At 43.4% G+C, this 18,319-nt stretch carries 13 protein-coding genes, 2 pseudogenes and 2 riboswitches; of the genes and pseudogenes, 7 read left to right on the forward strand and 8 right to left on the reverse strand.

The genetic code is table 11. From position 1 onward, the window contains the following. Positions 1-98: 98 nt before the first annotated feature. Positions 99-479, reverse strand: coding sequence for a glycine cleavage system protein GcvH (gene gcvH, locus FQ082_RS08835; protein WP_011280078.1), 381 nt, complete (start codon positions 477-479; stop codon positions 99-101). 66 nt (positions 480-545) lie between these two features. After that, the gene (gene gcvT / locus FQ082_RS08840) at positions 546-1,718 is read right to left on the reverse strand and encodes a glycine cleavage system aminomethyltransferase GcvT (RefSeq protein WP_149492818.1); all 1,173 of its coding nucleotides are present in this window, start codon (positions 1,716-1,718) and stop codon (positions 546-548) included. A gap of 169 nt (positions 1,719-1,887) precedes the next feature. Next, positions 1,888-2,026: riboswitch (glycine riboswitch) on the reverse strand. A gap of 56 nt (positions 2,027-2,082) precedes the next feature. Then, positions 2,083-2,220, reverse strand: a riboswitch (glycine riboswitch). Positions 2,221-2,603: 383 nt separating this feature from the next. Here gcvT and FQ082_RS08845 point away from each other — a divergent pair. The 4 genes from FQ082_RS08845 to FQ082_RS08860 all read left to right on the forward strand — a co-directional run bounded on the left by FQ082_RS08845 (position 2,604) and on the right by FQ082_RS08860 (position 6,205). Then, positions 2,604-2,927 (forward strand): YcgL domain-containing protein, encoded by a 324-nt coding sequence (locus tag FQ082_RS08845; protein WP_149408764.1) that lies wholly within the window; start codon positions 2,604-2,606, stop codon positions 2,925-2,927. A gap of 230 nt (positions 2,928-3,157) precedes the next feature. Then, a complete protein-coding gene (locus tag FQ082_RS08850; protein ID WP_149492819.1) occupies positions 3,158-3,745 on the forward strand; it encodes a hypothetical protein in 588 nt (195 codons plus the stop codon). Between the two features lie 249 nt (positions 3,746-3,994). Then, positions 3,995-4,849 (forward strand): AAA family ATPase, encoded by an 855-nt coding sequence (locus FQ082_RS08855; protein ID WP_149408763.1) that lies wholly within the window; start codon positions 3,995-3,997, stop codon positions 4,847-4,849. A 132-nt stretch (positions 4,850-4,981) separates the two neighbouring features. Beyond that, entirely contained in the window at positions 4,982-6,205 is a 1,224-nt protein-coding gene (locus FQ082_RS08860) for a vWA domain-containing protein (RefSeq protein ID WP_149492820.1), read from the forward strand. Positions 6,206-7,008: 803 nt separating this feature from the next. Here the strand turns inward: FQ082_RS08860 and FQ082_RS13160 are convergent. The 5 genes and pseudogenes from FQ082_RS13160 to FQ082_RS08885 all read right to left on the reverse strand — a co-directional run. Continuing rightward, positions 7,009-7,185: pseudogene (locus FQ082_RS13160) on the reverse strand (glycine zipper domain-containing protein); the annotation flags it as partial. Between the two features lie 81 nt (positions 7,186-7,266). After that, positions 7,267-7,746, reverse strand: a pseudogene (locus FQ082_RS13225) (hypothetical protein); the annotation flags it as partial. Positions 7,747-8,340: 594 nt separating this feature from the next. Further along, positions 8,341-9,171: a phosphodiester glycosidase family protein gene (locus FQ082_RS08870; RefSeq protein WP_149492822.1), complete on the reverse strand. Its 831-nt coding sequence runs from the start codon at positions 9,169-9,171 to the stop codon at positions 8,341-8,343. A 64-nt stretch (positions 9,172-9,235) separates the two neighbouring features. After that, the gene (locus FQ082_RS08875) at positions 9,236-11,038 is read right to left on the reverse strand and encodes an FMN-binding glutamate synthase family protein (protein WP_149492823.1); all 1,803 of its coding nucleotides are present in this window, start codon (positions 11,036-11,038) and stop codon (positions 9,236-9,238) included. A gap of 814 nt (positions 11,039-11,852) precedes the next feature. Then, positions 11,853-12,668 carry an IclR family transcriptional regulator gene (locus tag FQ082_RS08885; RefSeq protein ID WP_262498193.1) on the reverse strand — a complete coding sequence of 272 codons (816 nt, stop codon included), beginning with the start codon at positions 12,666-12,668 and terminating at the stop codon, positions 11,853-11,855. Positions 12,669-12,855: 187 nt separating this feature from the next. Between FQ082_RS08885 and FQ082_RS08890 the strand changes: the two genes are divergently transcribed. Continuing rightward, positions 12,856-14,040, forward strand: coding sequence for an acyl-CoA dehydrogenase (locus FQ082_RS08890; RefSeq protein ID WP_020443096.1), 1,185 nt, complete (start codon positions 12,856-12,858; stop codon positions 14,038-14,040). Positions 14,041-14,263: 223 nt separating this feature from the next. Continuing rightward, on the forward strand, positions 14,264-15,535 hold the full coding sequence (locus FQ082_RS08895) for a CaiB/BaiF CoA transferase family protein (protein ID WP_149492825.1): 1,272 nt from the start codon (positions 14,264-14,266) through the stop codon (positions 15,533-15,535). Between the two features lie 180 nt (positions 15,536-15,715). On the opposite strand, the gene FQ082_RS08900 is transcribed toward FQ082_RS08895, so the two are convergent. After that, complete coding sequence (locus tag FQ082_RS08900) at positions 15,716-16,474, reverse strand: IclR family transcriptional regulator (protein ID WP_149492826.1); 759 nt, start codon at positions 16,472-16,474, stop codon at positions 15,716-15,718. Positions 16,475-16,759: 285 nt separating this feature from the next. Here FQ082_RS08900 and FQ082_RS08905 point away from each other — a divergent pair, with 285 nt between their 5' ends. Further along, positions 16,760-18,226 carry an NAD-dependent succinate-semialdehyde dehydrogenase gene (locus FQ082_RS08905; RefSeq protein ID WP_011513164.1) on the forward strand — a complete coding sequence of 489 codons (1,467 nt, stop codon included), beginning with the start codon at positions 16,760-16,762 and terminating at the stop codon, positions 18,224-18,226. Positions 18,227-18,319: the final 93 nt, after the last annotated feature.

Raw genomic sequence — 18,319 nt, forward strand, 5'->3', positions numbered from 1 at the left:
TATAAATGACAATCTTATCAAAGACTGTCTTATCAATAAAAATATTAAAAGCAGCCATACTAAAGTTAAATGTTGCTTTTAAGAGAGCGTAAGACTTATTACAGCTCGTTTTCGTACTCATCAGCGGTTAGCAGTGCTTCATAGTCAGCGATATTGTCAGGCTTCATTCTGAAGAACCAACCTTCACCATATGGATCAGAGTTGATGATTTCTGGATCATCTTCTAAGGCTTCATTGATCGCAACCACTTCACCTGAAATAGGCGCGTAAACGTCAGAAGCGGCTTTTACTGATTCAACAACAGAGATTTCGTCATCAACAGCGATGATGTCACCCACGTCTGGCAATTCAACAAATACTACGTCACCCAATAGGTCTTGAGCATGATCAGTGATACCAACCGTGATAGTACCGTCGTCTTCTAAGCGTAACCACTCGTGGCTGGCGATGTATTTTAGTTCTGCTGGAATATTACTCATGGTTTCTCTCCTAGGTGATAGAGGTTAATTAATAAAAAAGAAAGCTAATAATAAATTTTCTGTTGCCTACGAGTCAAACTGCTGCTTGCCATTACGGACAAACGGTAGTTTAAGCACGCGTACATCGACGAACTTACCTTTACCGCGCAGATCAATTTGCACATTGTCATCTTCTGCTAGGGTAGCAGGAACACGAGCGATAGCGATAGAATTTTTGAGGCTAGGAGAGAAAGTACCACTAGTAATGATACCTTTTTGCTCTTTATCAGTGCCTTGATTAATGGTCACTTCCATACCTTCACGTAATACGCCACGGCTAGTCATTAATAAGCCCACTTGCTTCATAGCAGTATTGTCATCTTTTGACTGTTTGCGTTTGCTGACCATAGCCTTACGACCAATAAAGTCACGATCGTCTTTCAGCGCCAGTGTCCAGCCCATGTTGCACTCATAAGGGCTAACATCTTCATTCATATCATGACCATAGAGGTTCATGCCCGCTTCCATACGCAAAGTATCACGAGCGCCAAGACCGGCAGGTTTTATACCATTGGCTTTTAATTGCTCAAAGAACGCCGGCGCATCATCGCCATGCATAATGACTTCGACGCCATCTTCACCGGTGTAGCCCGTACGAGCAACGAACCAATCCGTACCTTCGATATCTGTTAAATCAGCACCGACAAAAGGTTTAAGCGCAGCTAATGTATCAGCCCAACTGGGTTTAATCTGTGCCAATTTTTCAACTGCATTAGGTCCTTGAACGGCAAGCATCGCAAGTTCTGTACGCTCAGTTAAGACAACATCAAAGTTTTTGGCTACTTTTTCAAACTGTGCCATATCTTTATCTCGCGTTCCAGCATTTGAGACGATACGGTATTCAGTTTCATCAGAATTTGATAGATAAACGATTAAATCATCGATGACGCCGCCTTCTTCATTTAGCATAGGAGAATAAAGGGCTTTACCAGCTGTTTTTAGTTTATCGACATCGTTAGCTAATAGCTTCTGTAGCCATGCTTTGGCATCCGTGCCTTTGATATCGACAATAACCATATGAGAGACGTCAAACATACCGGCATCGGTACGCACCGCTTCGTGCTCTTCGATTTGTGAGCCATAATGGATTGGCAATTCCCAACCAGAAAAATCCACCAGTTTGCCATTACTCTCGACATGAGACTGATAAAGGGGTGTGCGTTGAGGAGCTTGGCTGTTAGTATTTTGAGTATCGGTCATAACAAATCCTTATGTGGACATTAGCTATACTTAGTAAAAGTATTAGGGCTGATGTACATGATCATAGTAGCGAGAAGCAATATTGCAGGGTACAAGCATTGCAACCAAGGGTAGTACAGAAATAAGATAAAACTATCCACCAAACAAACGCTTAACGTCAGTTTAGAGGGAAGCCCTATCTGTCCTGTGACCTGAGATTTTCAACACGATCCATCATCGTAATTCTTCAACAGAGCAATGATGTCGCGTTTTCTCCCCTTCGGTGGGTAAGACGTCGTCCGTCCTTACCGCTCTCCAGATTTGTTATGCCTAAGGTTTAAAGAGCAATACGCCAATCAGCGTGCTGCAAATAAACCGTTATGACATGTGTTTTTCAGTCCTTTTACCTGAGCGATTAGCAGGGTGGATGCGCCTTCGGTGGTCATGTAGCGGATGTCAGTACAAACTCATTAATATGAGCATCACTAACATTAGGCTAAAGACTCTCTCCTGAAAAACGCTTTTATTATGAAAGGTTCACAGCTTTTTTACAACCCATCATATAAATTATAGTGAATAATTTTAGCAAACATGCTTTTTTATACGGAAAATCCATCGAACGACAGCAAAATAGAGTATATGTGTTTCTGTAAAATTACATAGCGCCAATATAAAATAAAGCTGAAGCATTTATTATCAAAATTTAAAAGTATAAAATTTATCTATGAGCATCATGCCTGACCGTACAAGGGATGCAGGGTGATCATATGAAGATGTTCCTTACTTTCTCTTAAGCTAAATTGCGATAGTATTTGGGATGCTTTACCTTATCTGAACGTAAAGTCACTACTGATAATGGCTTGAAATATGCTAATCTATGACGATAGTTTCTGATAGGTTGTTTTTATGCATTGCGATATTTATAAATTCCTTAAACATGATGATATGTATATCTATATTGCCCGTCCTGATTATCCGAATGATACGGATGAGATCAAGGATTGGCTGGGTGTGTTACCCAAAGACTTTCGTGCAGGCTTAGGTCGTAGCAAGTTTGTCATGCATCTGGATTTGGGTACAACGCCTACACTTGCTAGAGTGGACAAAGAAGAAGTGCTAGAAAAGCTAGCGTCGCAAGGGTATTTTGTACAATTACCACCACAAGATGTCATGCGCCGCCAAGCAGAATTGCGTGCCCGTGAATCTCAAGACAGTATTTATAATACGTAATAGTTATAAAAGTACATTTTAACAAGGTTTACGTCGATATTTTGCAGCTCATTTTATCAAGTCTAATTTCTTAGCTGGCTTTTTTGAACAGAGTATATAGATACAGATGAAATGTCGAAATATCAAAATATATAGTGTCATGCATTTTGGTGAATAGTCATGATAAACTAGCAGTTTATTAATATAATCACTATCCCGCACTATTTACGAACGCAGGTAATAAAACACGCATGGACTGGTTAAAAAATATCTTACACAGCTTACCACTAGAAGCCATCAGCGATATTCTCGGTGAGATTGCTATTTGGTGGGGGCAGCTGGTAAAAGACGTACCGGTAGCAGATTTACCAATGTATGCTTATCTTGGTGGCGTCATTATCGTGTTAGTACTTTGGCTACTGGTCGCGCGCATACTACCACGTCCATTAGGCGGCATGAGTTGGATGATACTGTTTGCTGTATTGTTAGCACCAGGTACAGCACTGGGTGACCCAAGCGTAATTGCACCTGCCAGTATCAGCGTGGTCTATGCGATTATGATGAAGGACACGACTGGGGCGATTGCCAATATGCTGCCCATCATGGTGGTATTATTTGTTGGTTTATTTGTTGGTTTTGTTTGGCAGCTTATTCGCGGTGCCTTTGAATCAAGCTTAGATAAAGCTCGCAGTCGTACTGCACAGGACACGCAAGCAAATATGCAGCTAGCTTCTGGCAATTATTTGGCGACAGAATCTGATGAAGTGGTGGCAGTTAAAGATATTGATCCAGCAATTAATCTTAAAAAGGATACACCTGTATCTAAAAATAATGATTAGCCTGAATGCGATTGCCTTAACCTTTTAAAGTATTTCCTTTCTAGTTGACAGTGTTGATTCCTGATTCCTGATTCCTGATTTCTGCATTTTTCTAATGATTATAAAAGACACCATGCGTGTCTTTTTTTATATGATGAATATCTGCGAACGCATGAGTATTTTGGCAATCAATAAGGCTGTGCTAATCTAAATGACAATTTATTAACGCTCTTAAAACCTTTTAACGATAACAATAAACGGGATTGTATTATGACCGATAAAAAAACCAAATTTACGGGTACGCAAAGCTATATCGCTACTGATGATTTGCAATTGGCAGTCAATGCGGCAATGACGCTACAAAAACCGCTACTTATCAAAGGTGAGCCGGGTACAGGCAAGACTTTACTAGCAGAAGAGGTTGCTGAAAGTTTAGGTATGCCACTGATTACGTGGCATATCAAGTCGACTACTAAGGCAGAGCAGGGTTTGTACGAGTATGATGCGGTATCGCGTCTGCGTGATTCGCAAATGGGTGACGATAAAGTCTATGAGATTGGCAATTATATCAAGCCGGGTAAATTGTGGGATGCCTTTACCAGCAAAGAGCGTAGTGTATTATTGATTGATGAAATTGATAAAGCAGATATTGAATTCCCAAATGACTTGTTGCACGAGCTTGATAAGATGTCTTTTTATGTTTATGAGACGGGCGAAACCATCACAGCGGCGCAGCGTCCCGTGGTTATTATCACCTCAAACAATGAAAAAGAGCTACCGGATGCGTTTTTGCGTCGTTGCTTCTTTCACTATATTGATTTCCCTGAAGAGGAAACCATGCGCCAAATTGTTGAGGTGCATTTTCCCAATATTCAAGAAAAGCTGGTCAATGACGCGCTGGATATTTTTTATAAATTGCGTAACGTTCAGGGGCTTAAAAAGCCACCATCAACTTCTGAGTTGGTTGATTGGTTGACGCTATTATTGGCGGATGATATGGCTCAAGCTGAGCTAGAAGAAAACTTGCGTGGTGAAAAGTCTATTCCGCCATTATATGGTGCATTACTGAAAAACGAAGCCGATGTGAGTTTGTTGCAGCGTTTTGCTAATATGATGCGTCGTTAATATTTGTAGCTTGCATTGATTTTAACATCAGATATCAAAGTCAATGCAAGCGCTTAGCCTATGACTGTATCAATTAATGATATCAGCAATATCACCAGATAATAATATCAGCCAATAAGTGATACGACTCTTATGTTTATCAAACTATTTTACACCTTGCGTACTTATGGCGTGCCAGTCAGTACGCGCGAGCTGCTCGATTTAAATGCTGCGTTAGAGCAAGGGCTGATGATGCAGCCGCATCCTGAAGATCCAGCATTGACTACTTTTGCCAGTCGTGAAGATATGTATCGGCTGATTCGATTGTGCATGGTCAAAGACGAGCGCCATTTTGATAAGTTTGATCGTGCCATGGCGGATTATTTCGAAGGCGTCGATAGTTTAGACATGGATGAGCTGTTGGCCAAGCTAACGGACGTGCCCAAAGAATGGCTCGATTTGAAGCTCGATCCAAAGAACCTGACCGATGAGCAAAGACGTCTGCTAAAAAAGTACGGCTCGCTTGAGGAGTTGATGAAGGCGTTGGAAGAGCGGTTAAAAGAGCAAAAAGAGCGTCATGAAGGTGGTAGTAAATGGGTCGGTACTGGTGGCACCTCACCGTTTGGCGCTTATGGTGACCATCCTGAGGGCGTGCGTGTCGGCGGTGAGTCACGCAAGCGTAGCGCGGCAAAAGTTTGGGAGCAGCGCAAATATCGCAATCTTGATGATGACAGCCAGTTGGGCACGCGCCAAATTCAGATGGCGCTACGCAATCTGCGCCAGTTTGCACGGACGGGCAGTGCTGATGAGCTGGATATTCATGAGACGATTAAACGTACCGCAAAAAAAGGTGTGCTCGATATACATATGCAAGCAGAGCGCCGTAACCGTGTCAAAGTACTGATGTTATTTGATGTGGGCGGCAGTATGGATGTTCATGTCGAAGCGCTCGAAAAACTGTTTTCTGCGGCGAAAAATGAATTTAAAACCTTAGAGTTTTTTTACTTTCATAACTGTCTATATGATTATGTGTGGAAGGATAATAACCGTCGCCATAGCGCGCCTATGCCAACGTTTGAATTGCTTAATAAGTATGGCCGAGAGTATCGTGTTATCTTCGTGGGTGATGCGTCGATGTCACCGTATGAGCTGATGACGGTAGGCGGTAGCGTTGAATATATGAATAATGAAGCAGGCATTGTCTGGTTAAGGAGGGTGCTTGCGCACTTTGATAAAGTCGCTTGGCTAAACCCTGAGAATCCAACCTATTGGCAATATACCCAAACCATCGTTGAGATTAAAAAACTGTTTGATAATAAGATGTATCCGATGACGTTACATGGCGTGGAAGATATGACCAATTATATGGCGCGCTAATATTATATTAGCTTTAGAGTAATTGAATGTTAGCTTTGCAGTCGGTTTTTAGATGATATAAATCAGAATAAAAAACAGCTTCTATTATTTAATAGAAGCTGTTTTTTCATAACATTTTAATTGTCTACGATAAGCAATCATTGCCTCATCATTAATAATTAAATAATAGGACGATTCCACGCATCACGTACGGCAAATCTAGCATCTGACCATTCTAAGCGTGAGTTGCCACGTGAATTTAACCAATCTCTCTGCAAGTCTTGCTCTACCAGCTCAAACGTTTGATCGTTACCATACTGCTTGCGCTGTGCATAACCATAACCATAGGCATTACGATAGTCGGTATCGTAGTCATATTGCGGGTTATAGTAGTCAGTCGTCGCATGCTGAGTACGCCAGTAAGTGTCTTCTTCCATATTGCCTTCAAAGGCATTGGCAACAGCGTTACCAGCTGTTGCACCGACGACTGCACCAACGGCACCGCCTACGACTGAACCTACTGGACCACCTACTGGACCACCTACTGCACCGATAGCTGCGCCTGCTGCTGCACCGCCGACCATACCTGTACCACTACTAACAGGATTGGCTTCTCGTTGTACTTCATTTTGATCAGTAGGATTAACGGCTTCACCAACTTCTTGACCACCAGCACCACCAGCAACTGCGCCTGCTAAGCCGCCGATTACTGTACCGACTGGACCACCAACTGCCGTACCTACAGCAGCGCCTGCTGCTGCACCGCCCAGTGCACCAGTACCGCTAGCAATAGGGTGCGGCTTCTCATGAGCTTCTAAGCTATCGGTAGGATTAACCATCTCGCCTGCTTCATGTCCAACTTTGCTACCGGCGATTGCTCCAACAGCGCCACCAACTAAGGTGCCAACTGGACCTCCAACTGCTGTGCCTACGGCTGCACCTGCTGCTGCGCCACTAAGCGCGCCAGTACCTGTTGCTACTGGATGCGGCTTATCTTCACCATGATGGATCGGCTCAATAGGCTCTCTATGACCTGCATAATGGACGTACTCTTTTGGCTCATAGTTTTCACCATTCATACGGGCATGGGTCTTATCCCAGCCATCACGTACCATGTCTTTTGCTTGTAGCCAAGTCATGCGTGAATCGCCTTTTACCTCATACCAGCGCTGTTCAAGCTTAGCTTCAACTTCTTCGAAACGCGTCGCATTTGGATAATGCGCACGGGTGGCATAACCTACTGCATAGGCTGGATGATAATCGGTATCATAATCATAATCTTCATGATAATAAGGGCGCGTGGTATGAGTCTCTTGCCAGTATTCATATTCTACTGTTGGATCTAGCATCTCACCAACCGAGCTACCTGCGACACCGCCAACGATAGCACCAATAGCACCACCAATCAGCATGCCTAATGGACCACCAATAGCGCCAATAGCTGCGCCTGCTGCTGCACCGCCTGTACCACCAAGAGCTGTACCTATTGGATGTGAGCCTGGCTCACCTGTAATAGGGTCAGCGTTGTCATTGACTACTACTGTACGATTGATATTATCCATGAGCTATTATCCTTTTTACTATTATTGTTAAGTTATGAAGAATGATATAAGTAGCCTGCAATCTAAATGACATTAAAATAAAGGTCATTTTTGACATTCAATCTTAGCTTGTCCTCTAAATCAGTGATTGCTAGCTATTGAGGCTTGCTAGCAATCATTGTGTAGCTGTTCAAATTTCTAATACTTATTTTAATCCTTCGCATTGGCATTACCCTTAAGAAATCTAGTAAGCCTTGCTTGCTAAGTAATATAGCCTAAGGGTGCTGGACTAGTCTGTAGCACATAGCTGCTACCTGTATAGCATCTATGTAAACGATACTTCTATAATGAGCATTATTGTTAACCAATGATTATCAAGGCGCACAAAAGTAAATAAGATGTAAGTCGAGCTTATTGGAATCATTAATTTCCAATTACTGGTATTATGAGAAGGTTTAAGTAAGCACAAAAAAGGCACTATTATTAAGAATAATAGTGCCTTCATTTTTATTAAAAAATACTTAATGTGGCTCAGTGAGTTTAAAAAAATGCAGTCTCAGTAGGCATGGTATTACTGATGATGAATTGGTGGAATGTAAGTAACCATACTATGGTCTATTGTGCTGACTCAACCAGTCCAATCATCACGCCCATCTCTTTTTTGTCATGCTTATCTATCGTGGGTGCGTATAAAGCGGATGCAATACCGCCATCTAAAAATAAAGCATTTGGACACTTCAATTCGTTTTTAAATAGTGAGGCAAACTGATAAAAGGTCACGGGTGCTTCGCTATTGACAAATTGTAGACTGCCATCGCTACACACGCCTATACCGTTGCGAATTTTAGCTGAGGTGCCATCAGGGTCAAACTGCGGATGGATAGCGTCGTTAATGACCAGCATAGGACCTGATTGGGTAGCATACAATGGCTTTGCAGTGCCGTTTTTTAGCTGCTCGGCTAAGGCATTGCTTTCAGTAATTTGTACCTTGCCAGACTTATCCCACCACAGTACGCCATTGGGTAAGAGGTGAAAATTGCCGCCGCCTTCTTTCAGGTTTAATGCACGTATCTCTTCAGATTTGATGACGGTATAGCCAATAGGTGCATAATTTTCATTGTACATGCCCGCATTCATGGCAAACTTCAAAGATTGCGACGAGGGCAGGCTGCTCAAGAGATTATCGAAAGTCAGTAGCGGTTGTCGACTGTCAGATTGTTGCCAAAATAATGCTAATGAATAGCGCTTATCTGTCAACAAATCAGACTGAATATGACAAGTGCTATAAGCAAACGGTGTGTTGTGTGATTGACATGACCAATCAGTAGAAGCAGTGTCCGTCTGATTGCTATCAGTTGGTTGGCAAGCACTTATACCAACAGTCATAAGCGCCATAAGCATCATTGGCAGTACATGAAGAAGTTTTTTGAAAACAGTGTTTGGCATCAATCATCTATCTTTTATAAGGAAATAAATTGCGTGATTGTCACAGCCAAACACTGTTAAATGGTTAAACAGTTGGCGGTATAAAATCGCGGACGGTATTATTGACATTGCCAATCATTTTACCACCATCAATATTGACGTCTACCTCTCCAATCGTTTTTTCTGTTGGCGCACCGGTTTCTTTACCGATATCGCGCGAGTCCTTATTATAAGCAATCAGCGCATCATTATTGGCTAAAAAGCTCGACGAATCTGCCATTACCCACATCTGATTAAAGACCTCTGATCGTGCATTATGATCAAGTAAGGCACCTTTATCGGTGAAATAAAAGAACTTTGACAATAGCTTAATTTGTCCATCATCCAAACGACGTGCAATGTGATAAGGCTGCAATTGACTTGGGTGCTGTAAGCCGACTGCGCCAACGATGCTGGCAAGCGATTTTAGGGTGTTTTTATGATAACTGGCAACGCGTTCAGCCTTGCTTGGTACATCAAGTGCTTTTTGACGATAAGGGTCCTGGGTTGCCACACCTGTCGGGCAGGTATTGGTATGACAAGAGCGTGATTGGATACAGCCGACGGCAAACATAAAGCCGCGCGCAGAGTTACACCAATCAGCGCCCAACGCCAGTAAGCGAGCGATATCAAAACCTGAGACGATTTTGCCACTCACGCCAAGTTTGATTTGGTTGCGGATACCTGCCCCAACCAAGGTATTATGGACGAATAAAAAACCATCGATCAATGGCATACCGACGCTATCCATAAACTCAACAGGTGCAGCACCCGTGCCGCCTTCAGCACCATCAATAACGATAAAATCAGGGTAGTTATCGGCTTCTATCATGGCTTTGACAATCGCCATAAACTGCCAAGGCTGCCCAATACATAGCTTAAAGCCAACTGGCTTGCCTTCTGATAAATCCCGTAGCTGCTGTAAAAACACAACCAATTCACGAGGCGTACTAAAAGCAGAATGCGACGCAGGTGATACGCAGTCTTGACCCATCGGCACTTGACGGGTTTCAGCGATTTCTGGGGTGATTTTTTCTGCTGGCAACACGCCGCCCTGACCGGGCTTAGCACCTTGTGACAGTTTGATTTCAATCATTTTGACTTGAGGATCAACAGCTTTTTCGGCAAATGACAGTGGGTCAAAGTTGCCATTGTCATCGCGGCAACCGAAGTAACCTGTACCCAGCTCCCAAATCAAATCACCACCGAATTTACGATGATAAGGACTGATAGCACCTTCACCACTATCATGAGTGAAGCCGCCCATTTTTGCGCCTTGATTGAGCGCCATAATGGCATTGGCAGACAAACTGCCAAAGCTCATCGCTGAGATATTAAACACTGACATATCATGTGGCTGCTTACACCGCTCACCGCCCACAATGATGCGGAAGTCTTTATTCTTAATCGGCTCACTGACAGCAGATTGCAAAAACCATTCTTTACCATGAGCATATAAATTGTCCAAAGTGCCAAAAGCATTGGTATCGCTGACGTTTTTGGCGCGCTGATAGACCAAGGCCCGCTGCTGACGTGAGAACGGCACTTGCTCTTTGTCGTCTTCGAGCAAATACTGGCGAATCTCAGGACGGAAATCCTCTAACACATAGCGGATGTGACCGGCGATAGGATAGTTGCTTAGGATAGAGTGCTTAGATTGCAATAAGTCATAAATACCTAGCCCAACGGCGAGACCACCGATGATAATGAGTACCCAGTTGACGAGGAGTAATCCTGCTAAAAACAGCAAGATTGCGGCGCCAAAGGTGCTGTAGCGTAGCAAAACACCGGTTAGGTAAGGGGAGTTGTGTTCAGGCTCAGGGTTCAAATTGGTTCTGGAATCGGGCATAACAAGGCTCAACTATAAAAAATAGGAATTAAAAAATGCGGCAGTAAGTTATTTGGTAACTTTGCCGCTATTCATGATTCAATATAGAAAGATTAAGTAAGAGTTTTAAAATGAGCGAAAGCGCTAAAAGCCAACATGCTAAAAGCAGGCTAAACGCCCTTAGGGGCTCAGATTTGTGGTGTGTATCATACGCCTATAATATCACGGCTCCATATCAATTAAGTAACGGCAGACCAATAAAGACCTTGCAATTACTACTCTCAGGCTTTAACAATTCCAAAAAAAAACTTAAGCTCATGTTTTAATGACCGTTTGTCGCGTAGCTATGATTAAATCACCTATAATCAATGGCAGAAAATATTAAAAATAAAATTGAAACTGACTGTCAGTGTCTGGTGGTAAGGTCTAAAAAGCACCTTGTAGGCTGTGACGAGGACGATGCATAAAGGGTAAAAAAAGCAATTATTCAACAAGGTCAATTTGCCAGTTATTGGTTTGAATGACAATATTGATTTTGCGCAGTTTCATAGCGATGTCATCTGCTTGTTTTTATAAGCTTGCGACCGAGACCATGAGATTCCGTTTAATCTCACGGTGGCTATAGCAATCCGCCTCTGTATCAGTCGCTTCAATCAATGGCACATTACTTTTATTATTGGTATTTACATAAAATTTTAACGTCTCTTACACTTTTTAGCACAAACTACTTGCTAAAAAGTGTACAGCACTTAGACTAAATCACTTTGTGATTGCATCGAAAGGTTTTAGTATCATTGGTAAACTAAGTTAAAACCTACCTGGCAACTCAATTAGTCTAAACCCCGCTGCCAATCCTTTCAGCCAACACTTGCAATTTAGGTACTATCATCGCCGCATAGTCTTCGCTTTCCCAGTTAGCACTTGGGACACTGGCATTGAGTGAATACGCATATTGCCCAGTCGCAACATCAAAGACACCAACGGCCACTGCTAATATGTCCGTAGAGAACTCACCATCCGATACGGTATAACCATGCATTTTATAATGTTCTGCGGCGTCAGATAAAGCAGCCTGCGCATGGTTATAATCTTCTGCTGATAGCTGCTCTTGTAAATTACTACGAATAACAGCCTGTCGTATTTGCGAACTAGCTGCATAAAAAGCACGTCCAATAGCGGTTCGGGCGACGGGAACGGATGAGCCAACTTGCAAATTGACCGATAGGCGAGCAGGGCTACGACAGCAAGCGTGATAGCGCATTTCCCCTTCGACTTCGGTTGCTAAATTCACCGACACCTCGTTTTGACTGGCAAACTGCCGCAATAACGGTTCAGCTGCTGCCACTAAATCATGACGACTCCACGCTGTTGCACTTAATCGTACCGCACTACTACCCAATTGATACTGTCCATGTAGCGTCACGCGCAAAAATCCAAGCGTCATCAAGGTATGAATCAGACGAGTAATCGTCGCTTTTGGCAATTTTGTCATCTGGCATAATTGCTGATGGCTAAGCGCCTCCTCATGCTCAAAAGCTGCCAATATCATTAAGCCACGTCCAAGGGCAGTGACAAATTGCCTATCGTTGTCTTCTTTACCTTGGGTAAGAGAGCTATTTAATCGATCCAATAATGGTGCAGCTACCGACATGTTTTTTCTCATTTTATAACCATCTGAATGAATAAGGGTTTACAGGACGCTAAAATTTTGCTTAAATAGTTTATATTATGAAACTAAGTTTCGCATAGCGGAATTGTGAAGTCAATAGTAAATTTAGCCAAAGCATCATATTCACCATTAATCGTCGGTCAGGATGACTGACAACAAGGAGCACCAAATGGCAACTTCTAGCAGCCCACGTTTTGATTGGGAAGATCCATTTTTATTACGTGACCAGCTTACAGATGAAGAGCGCATGGTAACGGATAGTGCGCGTCAGTTTTTTCAAAAAGAGCTGATGCCGGGTATCATTCAGGCCAATCGTAATGAACATTTCGACCGCGATATCATGCGTCAGATGGGCGAGATGGGTCTTCTTGGTGTAACGATTGACGGTTATGGTTGTGCTGGTATGTCAAGCGTGGCTTATGGCTTGATTGCGAAAGAAGTGGAAGCGGTGGATTCGGGCTATCGTTCAGCGATGAGCGTGCAGTCAAGCTTGGTCATGCATCCGATACATGCCTATGGTACAGAAGAGCAGAAAGAAAAATATCTACCAAAACTGGCAACTGGGGAATATGTCGGCTGCTTTGGTCTGACAGAGCCGGATTCGGGTTCAGATCCTTCATCAATGTCAACGCGCGCGCGCGCAGTGGCAGGCGGTTATGAGCTGACTGGTAATAAAATGTGGATTACCAATAGCCCGATTTCTGATGTATTTGTCGTTTGGGCAAAAGATGATGCCGGTGACATTCGTGGTTTTATCTTAGATAAAGGTATGAAAGGGCTGTCCGCACCGAAAATCGAAGGCAAGTTCTCATTGCGTGCGTCTGTCACGGGTGAGATTGTCATGGACAAAGTGTTTGTCCCTGAAGCCAATGCTTTCCCAGATATTCGTGGTCTAAAAGGTCCGTTTGGTTGCCTAAATAAAGCCCGTTATGGTATCGCTTGGGGTTCAATGGGTGCGGCTGAATTCTGCTGGAAAGCGGCTCGTCAGTACACCCTTGACCGTAAGCAGTTTGGTCGTCCGCTAGCCGCGACACAGTTGGTACAGCTAAAACTTGCCAATATGCAAACGGAAATCACACTAGGTCTGCAAGCAGCATTGCGTGTTGGTCGTTTGATGGATGAGGACAATGCTGCTCCTGAAATGATTTCACTGATTAAGCGTAATAATTGCGGCAAAGCGCTAGAGATTGCCCGTATTGCCCGTGATATGCATGGCGGCAATGGTATCTCTGATGAATTTCATATTATTCGTCATGTGATGAATTTAGAAGCGGTCAATACTTATGAAGGTACCCATGATATTCATGCGCTCATCTTAGGTCGCGCGCAGACTGGGATTCAGGCATTTTATTAAGTGTTATTAGCTAATAAGTATTAGTTAATTTCCCGACCATTAACGTACGTTACTGTTGTGCTTCTTACGAAGCACTTGATAAGCAGTAGCGTGCGTTTTTTAGTTATTAGTCCTCATTTATATCTGGTTTAGCAGTAGTTCTAAAGAATTAGATAAATGAGGACTAGGCACTGTCTTATCATTTTTATCATTATAAAAAATACGTTATCAATAAGGGATTATTATGACTGTCACTACAACCACACAAGAGCCTGAACAAGCCAACTTTACTAATAATGCTACCGCTGATATTGCGACTGATGCTGTATCAAAAGGCGCATTGCATGGTATCAAGGTGCTTGATTTGTCGCGGGTATTGGCAGGTCCTTCTTGCACCCAAGTGCTCGCCGACCTTGGTGCCGATGTGATCAAGGTTGAGCGTCCACATATCGGTGATGAAACGCGTCATTGGGCGCCGCCAAAATTCAGCGATGATACATCCGCTTATTACGCTACCATTAATCGCAATAAAAAATCCCTTACGGTCGATATTACGACGTCTGCTGGACAAACCATCATTAAGCAGCTCGCTGAAACAAGCGATATCGTGGTAGAAAACTTTAAAGTTGGCGGTCTGAAAAAATACGGTTTGGACTATGAGAGTCTAAAGCAAAGCAATCCACGTCTGATTTATGCCTCATTAACGGGCTTTGGGCAAACAGGTCCCGATGCTGAGCTTCCGGGATATGACTATATTATTCAAGGTTTGTCAGGGCTAATGAGTATCACTGGACCTACTGATGGCGAACCGCATAAAGTTGGCGTGGCAGTGGTAGATTTATTTGCAGGCTTGCAGCTGACGATTGGTATTCAAGCGGCGTTAATAGCGCGCCAGCATACTGGACTGGGTCAACATGTTGATGTCGCGTTACTAGACAGTGCGTTGGCAATGCTCGCCAATGTTGGTATGAATCATTTGGCATCTGGCGAGGTGCCGCCAAGACTGGGCAATGGTCACCCTAACATCGTTCCTTATCAAGTGTTTGCCGGTGCAGGGGAGGAGCATTTCATTTTAGCCTGCGGTAATGACAGCCAATTTGCCAGACTATGCCAAATGCTATCCGTAGAGTGGCATACTGACAGTCGTTTTGCGACCAACCCTCAACGCGTTGCCCATCGTGAGCTGATTTGTGAGTGGCTCATAAACGCATTTGCCGAGCATCCACGTGCATATTGGCTTACGCGCTTGCATGAGGCAGGTATTCCTTGCGGTCCTATTCATAATGTTGCAGAAGCTTTGGCTATGCCGCAAGCGCTGGCACGAGGGATGATTGTTAATTTTGCCGCGCAAGGCAGTCCGGTAAGAGCACTTGGTAGTCCCATTAAACTCTCAGGCTCGCCTGTCACTTATCGTACACCGCCACCGCGTTTGAGCGAGCATACTGACAGCACGCTTAGTAATTTGGGCTATGACAGCGATATGATTGCCAAGCTGAAAGCAGATGGGATTGTTTGATTAAACCCCTGATTGTCTTAGTCGAAGGCGGTTATTACCTGCAAAAGCTCAATGACAATTTGCAAGCATTTTTACCAGGGCTTATCGTCAGTCCTAAATAAAATAAGTACAAATATTATAAAGTGCTACTGGTATAAATTTTTCTTTAAACAAGGAAATAGCAGCGTTTAGGTTTTGTTGCTAATCAATGAAACCTAAACGCTGTTCAATTTGCTTCGCCAATTCAATCAGTACAGCACTGACCTCAGCACGCTTGGACTCATATTCTGCTTGTAAAAAGCTGACTGCCATACCCGCAACCGCATTGCCTGACGCATTGCGTATGTAAGTCCCTAAGCAATACATACCATCACGCAATTGCCCATCATCCAGTGAAATACGGCTCTGCTGTATGGCAGCAATTTCATCCGCTAAAGTTTCAAAGTTGCTAACTCCGTTAGGTGTCATTGGCTCTGGAAAGATACCTTCATAAAGTGATTTGATATTATGCATGGGCAAGGTTGAAAGCATAGCTTTGCCCGTGGCAGAAAATACTGCTGGTACGCGCACACCAGCACGGAAAGTAAAACCAAGCGGAGCTGGTGCTTCATGACATGCTAAAAAAACCACTTCGCCCAAATCCATTTTGGACAAGGTGACGGTGTGCCGTAATAGGATAGGATATTGCATGATAAGGTCTTTAAATAACTGCACCACCCCTTGCTGTTGCTCGTATTTACCCGCCCAATACAGCAAGTAAGACCCTAAGTGAAAGCGTCCTTCGCTATCCTTATAGATGACATGCTTGGTAAGTAAGCTTTGCAAAATATTATGCGTTGAGCTACGTGGTAGCTTTAACTCTTTTGCAATATAAGCTGCCGTTAAGGGCTGCTGGCTTGCCGTGATTAAATCCAGAATTTGAAACGTTTTGTCTAGAGCAGGAACGGCGCTGGTACTCATAAGTTGCCTATTAAAATGTCAGTTAAACAATAAAAATAAAAAATATGTTCGAGAACTATCAAAATAACGGTTGCAAAGACTATCGCATCGTTCCTATAATGATGTCTCATATATGGAATAGTTGTTCAGTATATTGAACAGTGCATATATTATCAATCATTATTACTGACTGCTTACGCCAATTTTTCATTGGTTTAATAGCTGTTTAAAAAAACAAGCTTATACCAACGTTAAATAGCTTTATAAATAATAAATAAGTAATAGCGACAAACATGGAGTGTTACGATGCTAAAGACGACCCTAAATCTCTCAAACCCAGATTTGATCAAACAGCAGTGTCTTATCAAAGACGGATGGCACGCTGCCAATGATGATGCCACTATTGAAGTGAGCAATCCATTCAACGGCGATGTTATCGGTACGGTGCCAAGCTTGACGACCGCTGATGTCAATGATGCTGTTACTTACTCTCACGAAGCTCAAATCACTTGGGCCGCCAAAACCCCACAAGAACGCGCGCAGCTGCTGCAAAAATGGGCAGATCTTATCGATGCCAACAAAGAAGATTTGGCCATTATCATGACCGCCGAGCAGGGCAAGCCTTTGGCTGAATCACGCGGTGAGATTGGTTATGCCAATAGCTTTATCCGCTGGTTTGCAGAAGAAGGCAAGCGTGTTTATGGTGATGTCATTCCTGCAACCAACTCGCAATTACGCTATGTAGTATTAAAACAGCCGGTTGGCGTTTGTGCTGCCATCACGCCTTGGAACTTTCCAGCGGCGATGATCACGCGTAAAGCAGCTCCTGCACTAGCAGCAGGCTGTACTATCATTATCAAACCTGCGACTGAAACACCATTTTCTGCCTTAGCACTCGGTGCATTGGCTGAGCAAGCAGGTATCCCTGCAGGCGTTATCCAAGTTGTGACCGGCAAATCATCTGTTATCGGCGATATTCTTACCGGCGATGCTCGCATTCACAAGCTATCATTCACAGGCTCTACCGAAGTCGGTCGCACCTTAATGGCGCAGTGTGCTCCAACGATTAAAAAGCTGTCATTAGAGCTTGGCGGCAATGCACCGTTTATCGTTTTTGATGATGCCGATCTTGAAAAAGCTGCTGAAGGTCTAATCGCCTCTAAATACCGTAACGCCGGTCAAACCTGTGTCTGTGCCAACCGCGTTTATGTTCAAGACAGCATTAAAGATGAATTCTTAGATATCTTTATCAAAAAAGTCGCTGAGCTAAAAGTCGGTAATGGCATGGAAGAAGGGGTCAACGTTGGTCCTTTGATTAATGAAAAAGCCTTACAAAAAGTACAAGCGCTACTAAAAGATGCGCTAGACAAAGGCGCAACCCTGATTGCTGGTGGCAGTACGAATAATGCGTCAGCCCTTGCTTACAACCCAACGGTTATCACCGATATCAGCGCTGATATGGATATTGCCAGCGAAGAGATATTTGGTCCTATCGCGCCAGTCTTTACTTTCTCATCTGAAGAAGAAGTTATTCGCGCAGCCAACGACACTATCTACGGTCTAGCAGCTTATTTTTATAGTAGCGACTATGCGCGTGCTTGGCGCGTGACCGAAGGTCTTGAATATGGCATGGTTGGACATAATACGGGCATGCTCTCAACAGAAGTAGCACCATTTGGCGGCGTCAAACAATCTGGTTTTGGTCGTGAAGGGTCAAAATACGGCATCGAAGAATATGTTGTGACCAAATACTGGTGTTCTGACGTCAGCTAAGCTTTTAAGTTTTATTTTCTATTTTAATGGTCACACATTTAATTGTCACATAGCACGAAACGGGGTTCAGTACTATTAATCCCAACTGTAATT

Origin of the sequence: Psychrobacter sp. ANT_H56B (genome assembly GCF_008369245.1) — a bacterium.
Lineage (GTDB): Bacteria > Pseudomonadota > Gammaproteobacteria > Pseudomonadales > Moraxellaceae > Psychrobacter > Psychrobacter cryohalolentis.